This window comes from Streptomyces sp. NPDC126497, from assembly GCF_040302425.1.
Taxonomy (GTDB): Bacteria; Actinomycetota; Actinomycetes; order Streptomycetales; family Streptomycetaceae; genus Streptomyces.
Window position 1 is genome coordinate 93,902 of the sequence record NZ_JBEORT010000012.1, and the last position, 19,356, is coordinate 113,257.

The following is a 19,356-nucleotide window of genomic DNA, read 5'->3' on the forward strand; positions in this document are numbered from 1 at the left end:
GTCCCTTCCTCACGGGAAAGCGGTCACTGATCGCAGCTCCTCTACCCCGTGAAGGCACTCTCACCGCGCACTGCCCACGATGGGGTGACCACCGTCCCGCGACCCCGGTCCGGCCCGTGGCTCGTCGGTGGAGGCCCTGGAAGCCCCGGAAGGTCGTGTGAACGCGGGGGGAACGGACGGGCGCCCACCGGAATGCGGCCGGGTCCGCGCGGAGCGGACCCGGCCGGCGGGTTGGCGGGGATCACGCCGCCGCGCGAGGGCTCAGGGAGCGGGGACCTCGTCCACGAAGGACGTGCCGGCGTCACGGTACGCGTCGATCCTCGCGGACACCTGGGCCGGGGTGAGCACCCGGTCCTTGACGTGCAGCACGTAGTCGACCTGCTGGTCGTAGGCGCGGGGGGTGGCCGACGTCTGGCCTTCGAGGTCGATCAGCCACTGGTTGAAGTTGATCGACATCGGACGCTCCGGCAGGTACGCGGCGTCGTGCGTGCCGAAGTGCCGGCCGTCCACGTAGTAGGTGATGGCGCTGTCGTCGATGGTCACCACCAGGTCGTGCCAGCCGGCGAAGCTTTGCCGGCTCTCGCTGTGCTGGTTGACGGCCTGCCAGGGATCCGGGGCATAGGTCTCCCAGGAGGTCGTGTAGAGGATGTTGGACGGCTCGCCCCAGCCGCCGTTGGGCAGGTACTCGAAGTCGTACTCGGCGTAGTCGTCGGCCATCGGGGCCTTGAGGTCGTTGATGGTGAAGAAGGTCTGGACGACGCGGTCGCCGTCGGGGCCGTACGTCGGGGTGTCGGAGAACCGCACGCGGGCCGCGTAGGTGCCGTTCCTGAACTTCGTGCTCCTGGTGAGGACCTCGGTGTGCCGGGTGGAGGTGCCGGTGCCCGCCGTGGAGGTCTCCAGGTTCATCACCGAGTTGCCGCCCGGGGCGCTGAAGGTGACCTTGGACGGGTCCCAGGTCGCCCCGGGCACCCCGGGGCCGCCGGAGTTGGACCGCACGCTCCAGCCGTGCGCGGAGAGCGCCGGGTCGGTGTGCGAGGTGTAGTCGAAGTCGTCGAACAGGGTCTGGCCGCCGCCCGGCGGGTCGGTCGGGTCGGTCGGGTCGGTGGGGTCGTTGCCCTCGGGGGCGGTGCCCCACACCGTGGCACCGGCGAGCTGGGCGGTGACCTTGTTCCAGTCGGCGTACGAGGTCTGGGCGCCGCCGAAGGAGTAGTCGTCGCTCTGCCTCAGCGTCCGCCAGTCGGCCCGGTGGAAGCGCAGTTGCATGTCCCCGGTGTCGGCGCCGGGGGCCAGTGATCCGGCGGACGCGGTGAACCCGATCTCCAGGTAGCGGTCGGCCGTCGCCGTGGGGTGGGCGAGCGCCCCGAACGTGCCGGTGACGGCGGAGCAGCCCCTGACCGCCCAGGAGCAGGCGAAGCGGTACGAGGCGTCCGGGGAGTCGGCCTTGAAGTAGTAGCGGATCTTCACCTGGCTCAACCGCACGGTGGCGGAGCCGGTGTTGCGGACCTTGAACCAGGGCTCGCTCTGGTCGGCGGTGGCCCCGCCGGAGCCGGTGCGGTACTGGACGGCGAGGGCGCCGTCCGCGGCGGCGGCGGTGGTGGCGGGGAGGCCGGCCAGGGCGGCGCCGCCGAGCAGGGCGGTCAGTGCGAGTGCCGCTCGGGTGCGGAGGCCGGTGGGACGAGTGCTCATCGGTGCTCTCCTTTGCGGATACCCCCGGCTTCAGCCGGGGGTGGGGGTACCTCCCGCTTGCGGGGGAGAAACGAAGCTCCCGCGGAGCGGGGCGGTGAGAGCCGGTTCGCCGCCGGGGCGGACCGGCTCTCACCCCAAACCACGGGCAGCTCGTCACAAACTGATGGGCTGGTAGGTGAACCGTGCGGACCACCTCTGTGAAGCGGGCGTTCACGTACCGCCTCCACCCGACCGATGCGCGGGCGACCGAGCTGTCGCGCACGTTCGGCTGCGTGCGGAAGGTCCACAACCTGGCCCTCGCCGCCCGCACTCAGGCGTGGACGCGGCCGGAGCGGGTGAACTGCAACCAGACGTCGGCGATGCTGACGGCCTGGAAGAAGACCGAGGAACTCGCGTACCTCAACGACGTCTCCTCCGTCCCGCTCCAGCAGGCCCTGCGCCACCTCCAGACGGCGCTGACCCACTTCTTCGGCAAGCGGGCCAGGTACCCGCGGTTCAAGTCGCGGAAGAAGTCGCGGAAGTCGGCGGAGTACACCACCAGCGCGTTCCGGTTCCAAGACGGCCGGCTGACGCCGGCGAAGACGGCCCAGCCGCTGGACATCGTGCGGTCCCGCCCGCTGCCCGAGGGTGCGTCGCCGTCCACGGTGACCGTCCCGCAGGACGCGGCCGGACGCTGGTACGTGTCCCTGCTGGGCGAGGACCCGACAGTTCAGCCGCTCCCGGCCACCGACACGGCCGTCGGTGTCGACGTCGGGCTCGACCACCTGCTGACCCTCTCCACCGGGGAGAAGGTCGCCGACCCCCGGCACGAGCGGCGCGACCGCGCCCGTCTCGCCAGGGCCCAGCGGCAGCGTGCCCGCAAGGCCGGGGGCGACGGAGCGAACCGGGCCAAGGCACGCCGGAAGGTGGCCGGGGTCTACGCCCGCATCGCCGACCGCAGGCGCGACCACCTGCACAAGCTCACCACTCGGCTCGTTCGTGAGGACCAAACGATCGTGATCGAGGACCTCGCCGTCCGGAACATGGTGAAGAACGGCAAGCCGGCCCGCGCCATCAGCGACGCGGCCTGGGCCGAGTTCCGGAGCATGCTGGAGTGCAAGGCCCAGTGGTACGGCCGCGAAGTGATCGCGATCGACCGGTGGTTCCCCTCCTCCGGGCTGTGCTCCGCCTGCGGCACCCTGCGGGACAAGATGCCGCTGCACGTCCGCACTTGGACGTGCGACTGCGGGACGACCCATGACCGGGACGTGAACGCGGCACGCAACATCCTGGCCGTCGGGCTGACGGTGTCTGTCTGTGGAGCTGGTGTAAGGCCTCAACGGAGTACTCCGGGCGGGCAGTCGGCGATGAAGCAGAAACCCCCACGGCGCGAGCCGTGGGATTCCCCCTCCTTCAGGAGGGGGGAGGAAGTCAACCGTGTTCCTTTCGCTGTGGGGGTGGCGCACGGTGGATCGTCTGTGCGGCGTGTGCGGGTGCCGCCGCGCGCCATGGAGCGCGAGGGGTGGCTCGGACCCTCGCGGGACGCGCACGGACGGACGGCGAGCGGCGGTACACGCACGGCCCTCGGGATTGACCAGTTGGACCCCGAGGCTTTACCAGTCGATGTCGAATGAAGGTGGCATAGACCAATGTGACCGTCAACCCTCCTGGCAGTCGCGGGACTTGATGCTCTTCAACGGTCCCCCTCGGCCGGCGGACCAGTTATGGTCGAAGCCGTACCAGTGCCACGACGACCCGCCGATCCGGCGACGAACGAGGGTCCCGCATGGAGGTCGATTCCGCCGCGTCAGGCGCCGTGCTCAAGCGTGAGCGGGTCCGCGACGCGATCCTCGAGCTCATCGAGGCCCGGCGCCCCGGCGACGCCATTCCCTCGGAACGCAGCCTGTGCGCCCGGCTCGGCGTGTCCCGGCCCACGGTGCGCGCCGCCGTGGACGAACTCGTGGTCGCGGGACTGCTGGTGCGCGAGCACGGCCGGGGCATGTTCGTCGCGGCCGAGAAGATCACCCAGGAACTCGTCCCGGAGCGGAGCTCCTTCGTCGTGCCCCCGGCCAGGGGTGTGTGGACCGGCCGGGTCCTGGAGCTGCGCACCCTGCCGGCCGGCGCGCGGGTGGGCCGCAGACTGCGCGTCTCGCCCGCGGCGCGGATCCGGTACGTCGCCCGCCTCCGGCTGGTCGACGGCTCGCCCATGGCCATCGAGTACCTGCACCTGCCGGCGGACCTCGTGCCGGAGCTGACCCGGGAGGAACTGGAACAGGGCGATCTGTACGAGCACTTCCGCGACCGCCACGGGGTGCGGGTCGGCGAGGCGGTGCAGTCCATCGAGCCCACCGTGGTGACCCGCGCGGAGGCGGAGCTGCTCGAAGTGCCCGAGCTGTCGCCCGCCCTGCTGTTCGAACGCCTCACCACCGACACCGGTGACCGCCCGGTCGAGTACGTCCACTCGCTCTACCGGGGAGACCGGTACCGCATCGTCTCGCGGCTCGCCCTCGCTCCCCGTACCGTCCCCGCGCCGCCGCCCGGGGGACACCACCCCGGCATCCCTCCCGGGGACTTCCCGTCCGGCTCACCGGTCACCTGCTCCACCCGTGGCGTGGTGCAGAACGACCGGTGAGCCGGCGAGGACCCCGCGCCCGGGGAGGCGCTCCCGGTGTCCGCCCGTCCCCCGAAGACTCGGAAATTCCTTAGCCGTTCCGGTGCTTGCATGGCTGCCACGAGGACGGCTCGTGAGTCAGCGCAGGCTGCGCACCCTCCGGCACACCGGTCCTCCGGCCGGTGTGCCGGAGGGTGCGCGTCCCGCGTCGAAGGCCGCCGCTTCCGGCCCGAGGGCGCGGTGCGGACTCCCGCCGACCGGTCCTCCCCGTGGCGGTGGAAAGAGAGAAGATGTCCAAGCGCGCACTGATCACCGGAATCACCGGACAGGACGGCTCGTACCTGGCGGAACACCTGCTGAGCCAGGGATACCGGGTATGGGGGCTCTGCCGTGGCCAGGCCAATCCGCGAAGGGACCGGATCGCCGAGCTGATCCCCGGCCTGTCCTTCGTGGACGGTGACCTGATGGACCAGGGCAGCCTGGTCTCCGCGGTCGACCTGGTCCAGCCCGACGAGGTCTACAACCTGGGGGCCGTCTCGTTCGTCCCCATGTCCTGGCAGCAGCCCGAACTGGTCACCGAGGTCAACGGCACCGGAGTGCTGCGCATGCTCGAGGCCATCCGCATGGTCAGCGGACTCAGCCGGTCCTCCGGCGGCGGCCCGAGGGGCCAGATCCGCTTCTACCAGGCGTCGTCCTCGGAGATGTTCGGCCAGGTGGTCGAGAGCCCGCAGAGCGAGACCACCCGCTTCCACCCGCGCAGCCCGTACGGCGTGGCCAAGACCTTCGGCCACTACATCACCCGCAACTACCGCGAGTCGTTCGGGATGTACGGCGTCTCCGGCATCCTCTTCAACCACGAGTCCCCGCGCCGCGGCGCCGAGTTCGTGACCCGGAAGATCACCCTGGCCGTGGCCCAGATCAAGCTGGGCCTGATGGACAAGGTCAGCCTCGGCAACCTGGACGCCGAGCGCGACTGGGGCTTCGCCGGCGACTACGTGCGCGCCATGCACCTGATGCTCCAGCAGGAGGAGCCCGGCGACTACGTCGTGGGCACCGGACGGATGCACACGGTGCGCGACGCCGCACGCATCGCCTTCGAGCACGTGGGCCTGAACTGGCGCGACCACGTGGTGATCGACCCCGGTCTGGTGCGGCCCGCCGAGGTCGAGACGCTGTGCGCCGATGCGACCAACGCCCGCAAGGAACTGGGCTGGGAGCCCGAGGTCGACTTCGAGCAGCTGATGCGCATGATGGTCGAGTCCGACCTGCGCCAGGCCTCCCGCGACCGCGACTACAGCCGGCTGGTGGCCGCCGCCGGCAGCTGCTAGGTCCGTCGGGCCGCCCCGCGCCCCGGCGCCACACACTAGGGATTTCCGCAGACGTACCGCCCGAGACTGGGCCCATGGTCTGCGGAAGGGTGTGCACGGCACGCGCGCTGCGCGCGTGGTGCGAAGGAGCCGCCGCGGCGGTCCCCGCCCGGCAGGGCGCCGGGGACCGGCCGCGGACAGACGACCCCCGGCACCGTGTACGGCCCGGTCCGCCCGGCGGGTGACTCCCGCACCGGCCGGGCCCCGCCGGCCCCCGCTCTCCCCCCTCCCCCCCCCGACACCCCGGCCGTCCCGCCGAACGGCCGCCCCGAACACCCGGTGTCCCCGCCGGACCGCCAGCCGTCCGCCGGTCTTCTTCCAGATGGGTTGCGTTGACATGGACAAGGAACAGAAGCTCCGGGACTACCTCAAGCGAGCGAGCGCCGATCTGAAGCGTTCGCGGCAGCGGGTGAGCGAGCTGGAGGCGGCGGCCACCGAGCCCATCGCGATCGTCGGCATGGGCTGCCGCTACCCGGGCGGCGTGCGCAGCCCCGAGGACCTGTGGCGGATGCTGGTCGCCGGTGAGGACGGCATCACCCCCATGCCCGCCGACCGCGGCTGGGAGGCCGCCGTCGGCGACGGGCCCGCCGGCTTCGCCGGCGGCTTCCTGCACGACGCGCCCGCCTTCGACGCGGACTTCTTCGGCATCTCGCCCCGCGAGGCGCTCTCCATGGACCCGCAGCAGCGGCTGCTCCTGGAGACCTCCTGGGAGGCCTTCGAACGCGCCGGGATCGACCCGTCCGGCGTCCGCGGCAGCCGCACCGGCGTGTTCGTCGGCGCCATGCCGCAGGACTACCGCGTCGGCCCCGACGACGACGTCCAGGGCTTCCAGCTGACCGGCAACGCCACCAGCGTCCTGTCCGGCCGGCTCTCCTACTTCTACGGCGCCGTCGGTCCCGCCGTCACCGTCGACACCGCCTGTTCGTCCTCGCTGGTCGCCCTGCACCTGGCCGCGCAGTCGCTGCGCGCGGGGGAGTGCTCCCTGGCACTGGCGGCCGGTGTCACCGTGATGGCGAGCCCCACCACGTTCGTCGAGTTCGCCCGGCAGGGCGGCCTCGCGGGCGACGGCCGCTGCAAGTCCTTCGCCGACGCCGCCGACGGCACCGGCTGGTCCGAGGGCGTCGGCGTCCTCGTCCTGGAGCGGCTCTCCGACGCCCGCCGAGGCGGCCACCCCGTGCTCGCCGTGGTGCGCGGCTCCGCCGTCAACCAGGACGGCGCCTCCAACGGCCTGACCGCCCCCAACGGCCCCTCGCAGCAGCGCGTCATCGAGGCCGCCCTGGCCAACGCCCGCCTCTCCGCCGCCGAGGTCGACGCGGTCGAGGCGCACGGCACCGGCACCGTCCTCGGCGACCCCGTCGAGGCGCAGGCGCTGCTCGCCACCTACGGCCGGGGCCGCGATCCCGAACGGCCCCTGCTGCTCGGCTCGGTGAAGTCCAATCTGGGGCACACCCAGGCCGCCGCCGGGGTCGCCGGCGTCATCAGGACGGTCATGGCGATGCGCCACGACCTGCTCCCGCGCACCCTGCACGTGGACCGGCCGTCCACCCACGTCGACTGGACCGAGGGAGCCGTCCGCCTCCTCACCGAACCCGTACCGTGGCCGCGCCGCGACGACGCCCCGCGCCGGGCCGGCGTCTCCTCGTTCGGCCTGTCCGGCACCAACGCGCACACCATCATCGAGGAAGCCCCCGCCGAGGACGCCGAGGAGACCCCCGCGGCCCCCGCCGCCCCGCCCGGCGTCCTGCCGTGGCTGCTGTCCGGCCGCACCGCCGACGCCCTGCGCGAGCAGGCCGGCCGGCTGCTGGCCCACCTCCGCGACCGGCCCGCGCTCACCGCCCTCGACACCGCCCACGCCCTGGCCACCACCCGCTCCGCCTTCGAGCACCGCGCCGCGCTCACCGCCGCCGACCGCGACACCGCCCTCGCCGCCCTCACGGCGCTCTCCGCGGGCGAGGACGCGCCCGGCCTCACCGTCCGCCGGACCCGCGGCCGCCCCAAGCTCGCCGTGCTCTTCTCCGGCCAGGGCTCCCAGCGCCCCGGCATGGGCCGCGACCTGTACACCCGCTTCCCCGTCTTCGCGCGCGCCCTCGACGAGATCCTCGACCACCTCGACCCCCTGCTCGACCGCCCGCTGCGCCCCCTCCTGCTGGCCGGGGAGGGCACCGCCGAGGCCGCCCTGCTCGACCGCACCGGGTACGCGCAGCCCGCCCTCTTCACCCTCGAGGTCGCCCTCTACCGGCTGGTCGAGTCCTGGGGCCTGGCCCCCGACCACGTCACCGGCCACTCCGTCGGCGAGATCGCCGCCGCGCACGTCGCGGGCGTCTTCTCCCTGGCGGACGCCTGCACCCTGGTCGCTGCCCGCGGCCGGCTGATGGAGGCGCTGCCCGAGGGCGGCGTCATGGTCTCCGTCGAGGCCACCGAGGACGAGGTGGCCCCGCTGGTCGCCGAACACGCCGACCGGGTGTCGATCGCCGCCGTGAACGGCCCCTCGGCGGTGGTCGTCGCGGGCGCCGCCGACGCCGTCGACGCCGTCGCCGCCCGCTTCACCGCCCTCGGCCGCCGCACCCGCCGGCTGCGCGTCTCGCACGCCTTCCACTCGCCGCTGATGGAGCCGATGCTCGCGGAGTTCCGGGAGACCGTCGCCGGGTTGTCCCCGCAGGCCCCCGCGCTGCCCGTGGTCTCCAACCTCACCGGTGCGCCCGCCACCGTCGGGCAGCTGACCTCCGCCGACTACTGGGCCGACCACGTCCGCCACCCCGTCCGCTTCGCCGACGGCGTCTCCTGGCTGGCCGGCCACGGCACCGGTGTCTTCCTCGAACTCGGACCCGACGGCACCCTGTCCGCGCTCACCCGCGCCTGCCTGGACGCCGCCGGGCACGAGGACGCCGCCGTCCTGCCCGCCCTGCGCAAGGACCGGCCCGAGTCCACCGCGCTCACCGAGACCGCCGCCGGCCTGTACCTGCACGGCGTGCCGCTGCGCTGGGAGCGCTGGTTCGAGGGCACCGGCGCCCGCCGCGCCGACCTGCCGACCTACGCCTTCCAGCACCACCGCTACTGGCCGAAGGGCGTCACCGGCACGGCCGGCGACGTACGGGCCGCGGGCCTGGGCGCCGCCCGCCACCCGCTGCTGGCCGCCGCCGTCACCCTCGCCAACTCCGACGGGCTGCTGCTCACCGGCCGCCTCTCGGTGCGCACCCACCCCTGGCTCGCCGACCACGCGGTCCGCGGCACCGTCCTGCTGCCCGGCACCGCCTTCCTGGAGCTCGCGGTACGGGCCGGCGACGAGGTCGGCTGCGAGCGCGTCGAGGACCTCACCCTCGCCGCCCCGCTCGCCCTGCCCGAGGACGGCGGAGTCCAGGTCCAGGTGTGGATCGCCGGCCCCGACGACACCGGCCGCCGCGCCCTCAGCCTCTACGCCCGCCCCGACGGCGACGACGACCGTCCCTGGACCCGGCACGCCACCGGCACCCTCGCCCCCGGCGCCCGCCGGGAGGAGGGATTCGACGCGGCCGTGTGGCCCCCGGCCGACGCCGAGCCGGTCGACCTGGACGGCTTCTACGACGCGCTCGCCGGCACCGGCTTCGGCTACGGCCCGGCCTTCCGCGGCCTGCGGGCGGTGTGGCGGCGCGGCGAGGAGACCTTCGCCGAGGTCGCCCTCGACGCCGGGCCCGCCGGTGACGCGCCCTCCTTCGGACTCCACCCCGCGCTCCTCGACGCGGCCCTGCACGCCACCGCCTTCGCCCCGCTCGGCGAGGACGGGCGCGGCGGCCTGCCGTTCTCCTGGCAGGACGTCACCCTGCACGCCGGCGGCGCCACCGAGGCCCGGGTCCGTATCGTCCCGGCCGGCGACGACGCCGTGTCGATCGCCGTCGCCGACGCCACCGGGGAGCCCGTCGCCTCCGTGGCCTCCCTGGTCCTGCGCACCGCCCCGGACGCCCGCGCCACCTCGGCCTCCGCCCTGGAGCGGGAGGCGCTGTTCGCCCTGGACTGGACCCGGACCACCGCCGTCGCCGACGGCACCGCCCCGCCCACGGCCGTGGGCCTGCTCGGCACCGACCCCTTCGGCCTCACCGCCGCCCTGGCCGCCGCCGGTGTGACGGTCGCCGACGGCGGCGGGACGCCGGACCTGGTGCTCGCCCCCGTCGCCGGCGCGGACGGGGACCACGTGCTCACCTCGGTGCACGAGGTCACCTCCCGCGCCCTCGGCCACCTGCGGGACTGGCTCGGCGACCCGGCCCGTTCCGGCTCCCGGCTGGTCTTCGTCACCCGGGGCGCCGTCGCCACCGACGGCGGCGGCGTCACCGACCTCGCCGCGGCGGCCGTCTGGGGCCTGGTCCGCTCCGCGCAGACCGAACACCCCGGCCGCTTCGGCCTCCTGGACCTCGACCCGGCGTCCACGGCCGACCCCGCCGCCCTCACGGCCGCCCTCGGCGCCGACGAACCGCAGACCGCCGTCCGCGACGGCGCGGTCCTCGGCGCCCGCCTCGCCCGCGTCCGCCCGCCCGCCGAGCGGGAGACCCCCGCCTGGAACCCCGACGGCACCGTCGTGATCACCGGCGGCACCGGCGGCCTGGGCGCCGTCCTCGCCCGCCACCTCGTCGCGGAACACGGCGTACGGCACCTGCTCCTCAGCAGCAGGCGCGGCCCCGAGGCCCCCGGCGCCGCCGAACTCGCCGCCGCCCTGCGCGAGTCCGGCGCCGAGGTCACCCTCCGGGCGTGCGACGCCGCCGACCCCGACGCCGTCGCCGCGCTGTTCGCCGCCGTCCCCGAGGACCACCCCGTCACCGCCGTGGTGCACACCGCGGGCGTCCTCGACGACGGACTCGTGGAGTCCCTCACCGCCGACCGCCTCACCGCCCTCCTGCGGCCCAAGGCCGACGCCGTCTGGCACCTGCACCGGGCCACGCGCGACCTCGACCTCGCCGCGTTCGTCGTCTTCTCCTCCTTCGCCGGCACCGCCGGCGCCCCCGCCCAGGCCGGCTACGCCGCCGCCAACGCCTTCCTCGACGCGCTCGCCACGACCCGGCACGCCGACGGGCTGCCCGGACTCTCCCTCGGCTGGGGCCCCTGGGCGCCCGGCACCGGAATGACCGGCGGACTGACCGAGCACGACCTGCGCCGCCTGTCCCGCTCCGGCACGCCCCCGCTCACCCCCGAGGACGGCCTGGCCCTCTTCGACACCGCCCTCACCCTCCCGCGCGCCGCCGTCCTGCCGGTCCGGCTCGACCTGGCCGCGCTGCGCGGCGGGGGAGAGGTGCCGCCGCTGCTGCGCGGCCTGATCCGGACCCGCCGCCGCGCCGTGCGCACCGGCTCCGGAGCCGCGCTCGGCCTCACCCAGAGGCTGTCCCGGCTCGACGCGGAGGCCCGCACCGAGACCGTCACCGACCTGGTGCGCGCCCAGGTGGCCGCCGTCCTCGGACACGCCTCCGCCGCCGACGTCGACCCCGGGCGCGCCTTCCAGGACCTCGGCTTCGACTCCCTGACCGCCGTCGAACTGCGCAACCGGCTCGCCGCCGCCACCGGCCTGCGCACCTCGGCCACCGTCGTCTTCGACCACCCCACGGTCTCCGCGCTCGCCGCCCACCTGCTGGAGGAACTGACCGGCGACGCCGAAGCGGACGCGCCCGCCGCCGCCCCGGCCGCCACCGACGACGACCCGATCGTCATCGTCGGCATGAGCTGCCGCTACCCCGGCGGCGTCGACTCCCCCGACGACCTGTGGCGCCTGGTCACCGAGGGCACCGACGCGGTCGGCGGCCTGCCCGTCAACCGCGGCTGGGACCTGGACGCCCTGTACCACCCGGACCCCGACCACCCCGGCACCTCGTACACCCGCCACGGCGGATTCCTGCACGACGCGGGCGACTTCGACCCCGGCTTCTTCGGCATGAGCCCCCGCGAGGCGCTGGCCACCGACTCCCAGCAGCGGCTCCTGCTGGAGGCGTCCTGGACCGCCGTGGAGCACGCCGGCATCGACCCGGTCTCCCTGCGCGGCAGCCGCACCGGCGTCTTCGCCGGCGTGATGTACAGCGACTACTCCGCCACCCTCGCCGACGAGCGCTTCGAGGGCCACCAGGGCAGCGGCACCGCGCCCAGCATCGCCTCCGGACGGGTCTCCTACGCCCTCGGCCTGGAGGGCCCTGCGGTCACCGTCGACACCGCCTGCTCCTCCTCCCTGGTCGCCCTGCACTGGGCGATGCAGGCCCTGCGCTCCGGCGAGTGCTCCCTCGCCCTGGCCGGCGGCGTCACCGTGATGTCCACACCGGCCTCCCTGATCGAGTTCTCCCGCCAGCGCGGACTGGCGCCCGACGGCCGCTGCAAGGCGTTCTCCGACGACGCCGACGGTGTCGGCTGGTCCGAGGGCGTCGGCGTCCTCGTCCTGGAACGCCTCTCCGACGCCCGCCGAAGCGGCCACCGCGTCCTGGCCGTGGTGCGCGGCTCCGCCGTCAACCAGGACGGCGCCTCCAACGGCCTGACCGCCCCCAACGGCCCCTCCCAGCAGCGCGTCATCCGCCAGGCCCTCGACGCCGCCGGACTGACCCCCGCCGACGTGGACGCCGTCGAGGCGCACGGCACCGGCACCGCGCTCGGCGACCCCATCGAGGCGCAGGCCCTGCTCGCCACCTACGGCCAGGACCGCGATCCCGAACGCCCCCTGCTGCTCGGCTCGGTGAAGTCCAACCTGGGGCACACCCAGGCCGCCGCGGGCGTCGCCGGCGTGATCAAGATGGTCATGGCGATGCGCCACGGCGAGCTGCCGCGCACCCTGCACGCCGACCGCCCCTCCCGCCACGTCGACTGGGAGTCCGGCGCGGTCGCGCTCCTCCAGGAGCACACCGCCTGGCCCGAGACGGGCCGCCCCCGCCGCGCCGCCGTCTCCTCCTTCGGCATCAGCGGCACCAACGCCCACGTCGTCCTGGAGCAGCCCGCACCGCGGCCCGCGCCCCGCCCCGCGAGCACCGACGGCGCCGGCGCCCCCGCCGTCCTGCCGTGGGTCCTGTCCGGCCGCACCCGGCCCGCGCTGCGCGCCCAGGCCGCCCGCCTGCTGACCCACCTGGACGAGCGCCCCCACCTCGCGCCCGCCGACGTGGCCCTCTCCCTGGCCACCACCCGGCCCGCGTTCGAGCAGCGCGCCGTCGCCGTCGGCACCCCCGACGACGCACGGCGGGCCCTGGCCGCCCTCGCCGCCGGCCGCCTTGACCCGGCGCTGGTCCTCGGCGAGACCGGCGGCACCGTCCGCACCGCCCTGCTGTTCACCGGGCAGGGCAGCCAGCGCCCCGGCACCGGCCGTGAACTGTACGCCCGCCACCCGCGGTTCGCCGAGGCGCTCGACGAGGTCGTGGCGAAGCTCGACCCGCTGCTCACCGGCCCGGAGGCGGACGCCGCGCCGTACTCCCTCAAGGACGTCCTGTTCGCCGGGGACGGCACCCCCGAGGCCGCCGCGCTCCACGAGACCGGCTGGACCCAGCCCGCCCTGTTCGCCCTCGGAACCGCCCTGTACCACCTGGTCCGCTCCTGGGGCGTGCGCCCCGGCGTGCTCCTCGGCCACTCCATCGGCGGCATCACCGCCGCCCACGCCGCGGGCGTCCTCTCCCTGGACGACGCCTGCGCCCTGGTCGCCGCGCGCGCCCGGCTCATGCAGGCGCTGCCGGCGGGCGGCGCCATGTACTCCGTACAGGCCGCCGAGGACGAGGTGCTGCCGCTGCTGGACGGCCTGGAGGACCAGGTCTCCCTGGCCGCCGTCAACGGCCCCGGCTCCGTCGTGGTCGCCGGGGACGAGGACGCCGCCGAGCGCGTCGCCGCCCACTTCGCCGGCCAGGGCCGCGCCACCCGCCGGCTGCGGGTCAGCCACGCCTTCCACTCGCCGCGCATGGACGCCGTGCTCGACGCCTACCGGCGGGTCGCCGAGGGCCTGACCTACCACGAGCCCGCCGTGCCGGTCGTCTCCGACCTCACCGGCCGCCCCGCCACCGGCGACGACCTGCGCACCGCCGACTACTGGGTGCGCCACGTCCGCGGCACCGTCCGCTTCGCCGACGCCGTGCGCGCCGCCCACGAGGCGGGCGCCGCCGCCTTCCTCGAACTCGGCCCCGGCGGCTCCCTGGCCGCCCTCGCCGAGGACACCCTCGGCGACGACGCCGGCACCGACGCCGTCCCGCTGCTGCGCACCGGCCGCCCCGAGGACGTCAGCGCCCTCACCGCCCTCGCCCGCCTGCACGTGCGCGGCGTCCACGTGGACTGGTCCGCCCTGCACACCGGCGCCACCACCGTCGAACTGCCCACCTACGCCTTCCAGCACGAGACGTACTGGCCCGACACCACCGCCCCCGGCTCCCGCCGCACCGTCTCCGACCCCGCCGACGCCGCCCTGTGGACCGCCGTCGAGCGCGGCGACGCCGACGGGCTCGCCGGACTGCTCGGCCTGCGCGACGAGGAGCACGCCTCCCTGTACGCGCTGCTGCCCTCGCTGTCGTCCTGGCGGCGCGCCCGGCAGGAGAAGGCCACCCTGGACGCCGCCCGCTACCGGATCGCCTGGCGGCCCGCCGCGACCACCGGCGCCCCCGTCCTGGACGGCACCTGGCTGGCCGTCACCACCGCCGCCGACGAGGCCGACGAGGTCCTCGACGCGCTGCGCGGCCACGGCGCCCTGTTCCGGCGCCTGGAACTCGACGCCACCCACCTCGACCGCGAGCGGCTCGCCGACGCCCTGCGCGCCGCCGGGGTCACGGAAGCGGCCGGCGTCCTCAACCTGCTGCCGCTCGCCGACGGCCCCCACCCCACCGGCACGGCCCCGGGGGACACCGCGGGCCTCCCGCTCGGCTTCGCCCTCGGTGTCGTCCTCGCCCAGGCCTGCGGCGACACCGGCGCCACCGCCCCGCTGTGGACCGTCACCCGCGGCGCCGTCTCCACCGGCTCCGGCGACCCGCTCACCCACCCCGCCCGCGCCGCCCACTGGGGTCTGGGCCGGGTCACCGCCCTGGAACGCCCCGAGCAGCCGGGCGGCCTCGTCGACCTGCCGGCCGTCCTGGAAGCGCCCGCGGCGCAGCGCCTGGCCGGCGTGCTCGCCGCCCGCGACGGCGACGACCAGGTCGCCGTCCGCGCCTCCGGCGTACTCGCCCGCCGCGTCGTCCGCCACCCCGGCGCCGACCTGCCCCGCGAGGACGCCCTCACCGTCTCCGGCACCGTCCTGGTCACCGGCGGCACCGGCGGACTCGGCGCCGAGACCGCCCGTCTGCTGGCCCGCGCCGGCGCCACCCATCTGATCCTCACCGGCCGGCGCGGCCCCGACGCGCCGGGTGCCGCCGAACTCGCCGCCGAACTCCGGGAGGCGGGCGCCCGCGTCACCCTCGCCGCCTGCGACAGCGCCGACCGCGACGCCCTCGCGGCCGTCCTCGCCGCCGTCCCCGAGGACGCCCCGCTCACCGGTGTGGTGCACGCCGCGGGTGTCGGCCAGGCCGCGCCCCTGTCCGCCACCCCGCTGGCCGACACCGCTGCCGCGATGGCCGCCAAGACCCTCGGCGCCGCCCACCTCGACGCCCTGCTCGACGGCCACGAACTGGACTTCTTCCTGCTGTACTCGTCCGTCGCCGGAGTGTGGGGCAGCGCCGGACAGAGCGCCTACGCCGCCGCCAACGCCTACCTCGACGCCCTCGCCGAGCACCGACGCGCCCGCGGTCTGGCCGCCACCGCCATCGCCTGGGGACCCTGGGCCGGGACCGGCATGGCCCACGCGCACCGCTCCGTCTCCGACACCCTCGAACGCGGCGGACTGCGCCTGCTGGCCCCCGCCACCGCCGTCACCGAGCTGCGCCGCGCCCTGGTCCAGCGGGACACCGCGGTCACCGTCGCCGACGTCGACTGGGACCGGTACCATCCGGTCTTCACCGCCGCGCGCGCCAGCCGCCTGTTCGACGAGATCGACACCGTGCGCGCCCTGGCCGCCCCCGCGGACACCACCGCGACCGTCTCCGAACTGGCCGGACGGCTGCGCGGACTGACCGGCGAGGAGCAGCAGCGGCTGCTCGTGGACCTGGTGCGCTCCGAGGCCGCCGTCGTCCTCGGCCACCCCTCCGCCGACGGCGTCCCCGCCAGGCGCGCCTTCCGCGACGCGGGCTTCGACTCGCTGACCGCCGTGGAACTGCGCAAGCGCCTCGCCGCGCTCACCGGCCTCGCCCTGCCCACCACCCTGGTCTTCGACCACCCCAGCCCGGCCGCCCTCGCCCGCCACCTCCGGGACGAACTCCTCGGCACCGGCGACAGCGCGACGCCCGCCACCGCCGGCCCGGCCGCCGCCGACGAGCCCATCGCCATCATCGGCATGGGCTGCCGCTTCCCCGGCGGCGCCCGCTCCGCCGACGCGTTCTGGCGGCTGGTCGCCGACGGCACCGACACCATCTCCGACTTCCCCGTCAACCGGGGCTGGGACGCCGACGCCCTCTACGACCCCGACCCCGACCACCCCGGCACCACCTACTCCACCCTCGGCGGCTTCCTGCACGACGCGGGCGAGTTCGACCCCGGTTTCTTCGGCATCTCGCCCCGCGAGGCCCTCACCATGGACCCGCAGCAGCGGCTGCTCCTGGAGACCACCTGGGAGGCGTTCGAACACGCCGGGATCGACCCCGCCACGGTGCACTCCACGCCCACCGGCACCTTCATCGGCTCCACCTACCAGGACTACGGCGTCGCCATGGACGACGGCTCCGCCGGGCACGCCGTCACCGGCTCCAGCCCCAGCGTCCTGTCCGGCCGCCTCGCCTACACCTTCGGCCTGGAGGGCCCGGCGGTCACCGTCGACACCGCCTGCTCCTCCTCCCTGGTCGCGCTGCACCTGGCCTGCCAGTCACTGCGCAACGGCGAGAGCGGCCTCGCCCTCGCGGGCGGCGCCACCGTCATGACCAACCCGATGTCGTTCATCGCGTTCAGCCGGCAGCGGGCGCTGGCCCGCGACGGCCGCTGCAAGGCGTTCTCCGACGACGCCGACGGCATGACCCTCGCCGAGGGCGTCGGCGTCCTCGTCCTGGAACGCCTCTCCGACGCCCGCCGCAACGGCCACCAGATCCTCGCCGTGATCCGCGGCTCCGCCGTCAACCAGGACGGCGCGTCCAACGGCCTGACCGCCCCCAACGGGCCCTCCCAGGTCCGCGTCATCCGCCAGGCCCTGAACGCCGCCGGACTCGCCCCCGACGACATCGACGTGGTCGAGGCGCACGGCACCGGCACCGCGCTCGGCGACCCCATCGAGGCACAGGCCCTGCTCACCACCTACGGCCAGGGCCGCGACCCCGAACGCCCCCTGCTGCTCGGCTCGGTGAAGTCCAACATCGGCCACACCCAGTCGGCGGCGGGTGTCGCCGGCGTGATCAAGATGGTCATGGCGATGCGGCACGGCATCCTGCCGCGCACCCTGCACGCCGACCGCCCCTCCCGCCACGTCGACTGGGAGTCCGGCGCAGTCCGCCTCGTCACCGAGACCACCGACTGGCACAAGGACGACGCCCCGCTGCGCTGCGCCGTCTCCTCCTTCGGCATCAGCGGCACCAACGCGCACGCCGTCCTGGAGCAGGCGCCCGCCGACCAGGAGCCCGCCGAGGCCCCCGAGCCCGCCCTCCCGGCCGGCGGCACCCTGCCCTGGATCCTGTCCGCCGCCTCCCCCGCGGCGCTGCGCGGCCAGGCCCGCAACCTCGCCGCGCACGTCACCGCCGCCGGCCCGCACCCCGCCGACGTCGGCCACACCCTGATCACCGCCCGCTCCGTGCTGGAGCACCGTGCCGTCGCCCTCGGCACCACCACCGGCGAACTCACCGACGCGCTCACCGCGTTCGCCGACGGCGAGTCCACCGCCCGGGTCGTCGGCGGCACCGCCGACACCGACGGCCGCACCGTGTTCGTCTTCCCGGGCCAGGGCTCCCAGTGGGCCGGCATGGGCGCCGAACTCCTCGACACCTCACCCGTGTTCGCCGAGCGGCTGCACGAGTGCGCCGCCGCGCTCGCACCCTTCACCGACTGGTCCCTGACCGACGTGATCCGCGGCGCCGACGGCGCGCCCGACATCGACCGCGTCGACGTCGTCCAGCCCGCCACCTGGGCCGTGATGGTGTCCCTGGCCGAGCTGTGGCGCGCCCACGGCGTCACCCCGGACGCCGTCGTCGGCCACTCCCAGGGCGAGATCGCCGCCGCCGTCGTCTCCGGCGCCCTGTCCCTGGAGGACGGCGCCCGCGTCGTCGCCCTGCGCAGCCGGGCCATCGGCCGCGTCCTGGCCGGCGCCGGCGGCATGATGTCCGTACAGCTGCCCGCCGCCGAGGCCGAGGAGTACCTGGCCGCCCACGGTGGCGCCGTGTCCGTCGCCGCCGTCAACGGACCCCGCTCGGTGGTCCTCGCCGGCACCCCCGACGCGCTCGACGCCCTGCACGCCGAGTTCACCGCCCGGGACGTACGCGCCCGCCGCGTCGCCGTGGACTACGCCTCCCACTCCCCGCAGGTCGAGCGCGTCCACGACGAACTCCTCGACCTCCTGGCCCCCGTGACGCCCCGCCGGGCGAAGGTGCCGTTCCACTCCACCGTCACCGGCGAGATCCTCGACACCGCCACCACGGACGCCGCCTACTGGTACCGCAACCTGCGGCAGACCGTCCGCTTCGAGGACGCCGTACGCGCCCTCCTCGGCACCGGACACACCGTGTTCGTCGAGATCAGCCCGCACCCCGTGCTCACCATGGCGGTGCAGGCCACCGCCGAGGAGACCGGCGACCCGGTCGCCGTCACCGGCACCCTGCGCCGCGGACAGGGCGGCACCGGCCGCTTCCTGGCCTCCCTCGCCGAGCAGTGGGTCCGCGGCGGCCGCGCCGACTGGGCCGCCGTCTACGCCGGCTGCGGCGCCCGCAGGACACCCCTGCCCACCTACGCCTTCCAGCGCGAGCACCTGTGGACCGAGGCCGCGCCGCCGCGCGCCGCGGGCGACGGCGACCCGGCCGACGCCGAGTTCTGGACCGAGGTCGAACAGGAGGACGTCGACTCCCTCGCCACCCGCCTGCGCCTGGACCGCGACGCCCTCGCCCCCGTCCTGCCCGCCCTCTCCACCTGGCGGCGGCAGCGCCGTGACCGCTCCACCGCCGGCTCCTGGCGCTACCGCGCCACCTGGAAGCCGCTCGGCGCCCTGCCCGACGCCGCCCTCACCGGCACCTGGCTGCTGGTCACCGCCGACGGCACCGACCCCGGGCACACCGCCGCCGTACGGGAGGCGCTCACCGCGCACGGCGCCGACGCGGTGCCGCTGCGCCTCGACGCCGCCGACACCGACCGCGGCCACCTCGCCGCCCGCCTGCGCGACCTGCCCGCACCCGCCGGGGTGGTGTCGCTGCTGGCCGCCGCCGAGGACACCGGCACCCTCCACCCCGTGCTGCCCGCCGGGCTCGCACTCTCCGTCACCCTCATCCAGGCCCTCGGCGACGCCGGCGTCGACGCGCCCCTGTGGGCGCTGACCCGCGGCGCCGTCTCCACCGGCCGCGCCGACCGGCTCACCCGGCCCGTGCAGGCCATGGTGCAGGGCCTCGGCTGGACCGCCGCGCTGGAACACCCGCAGCGCTGGGGCGGCACCGTCGACCTGCCCGACACCCTCGACCACCGCGCCGCCCAGCGGCTCGCCGCGGTCCTCACCGGCAACACCGGCGAGGACCAGCTCGCCGTCCGCGCCTCCGGCGTGCTCGCCCGCCG

The 19,356-nt window shown here is 75.5% G+C and carries 4 protein-coding genes and 1 pseudogene; 4 read left to right on the forward strand and 1 reads right to left on the reverse strand.

Annotation, left to right across the window (positions count from 1 at the left end):
• Nucleotides 1–261: 261 nt before the first annotated feature.
• Complete coding sequence (locus ABTY20_RS09290) at nucleotides 262–1,686, reverse strand: cellulose binding domain-containing protein (RefSeq protein ID WP_351996357.1); 1,425 nt, start codon at nucleotides 1,684–1,686, stop codon at nucleotides 262–264.
• Between the two features lie 182 nt (nucleotides 1,687–1,868).
• Between ABTY20_RS09290 and ABTY20_RS09295 the strand changes: the two are divergent.
• The 4 genes and pseudogenes from ABTY20_RS09295 to ABTY20_RS09310 form a co-directional block, all read left to right on the forward strand.
• Nucleotides 1,869–3,062: pseudogene (locus ABTY20_RS09295) on the forward strand (RNA-guided endonuclease InsQ/TnpB family protein); the annotation flags it as partial.
• 389 nt (nucleotides 3,063–3,451) lie between these two features.
• A complete protein-coding gene (locus tag ABTY20_RS09300; protein ID WP_351996358.1) occupies nucleotides 3,452–4,297 on the forward strand; it encodes a GntR family transcriptional regulator in 846 nt (281 codons plus the stop codon).
• A 269-nt stretch (nucleotides 4,298–4,566) separates the two neighbouring features.
• A complete protein-coding gene (locus ABTY20_RS09305) occupies nucleotides 4,567–5,604 on the forward strand; it encodes a GDP-mannose 4,6-dehydratase (RefSeq protein WP_351996359.1) in 1,038 nt (345 codons plus the stop codon).
• A gap of 376 nt (nucleotides 5,605–5,980) precedes the next feature.
• Nucleotides 5,981–19,356: type I polyketide synthase (locus ABTY20_RS09310; RefSeq protein ID WP_351996360.1), on the forward strand; the 13,376-nt coding region annotated here is incomplete at its 3' end.

What these genes read in the sequence shown, in the direction of transcription:
- ABTY20_RS09305 (WP_351996359.1), top strand. Translation starts at nt 4,567, where the DNA reads ATGTCCAAGCGCGCACTGATCACCGGAATCACCGGACAGGACGGCTCG.
- ABTY20_RS09300 (WP_351996358.1), top strand. Translation starts at nt 3,452, where the DNA reads ATGGAGGTCGATTCCGCCGCGTCAGGCGCCGTGCTCAAGCGTGAGCGG.
- ABTY20_RS09290 (WP_351996357.1), bottom strand. Translation starts at nt 1,686, where the DNA reads ATGAGCACTCGTCCCACCGGCCTCCGCACCCGAGCGGCACTCGCACTG.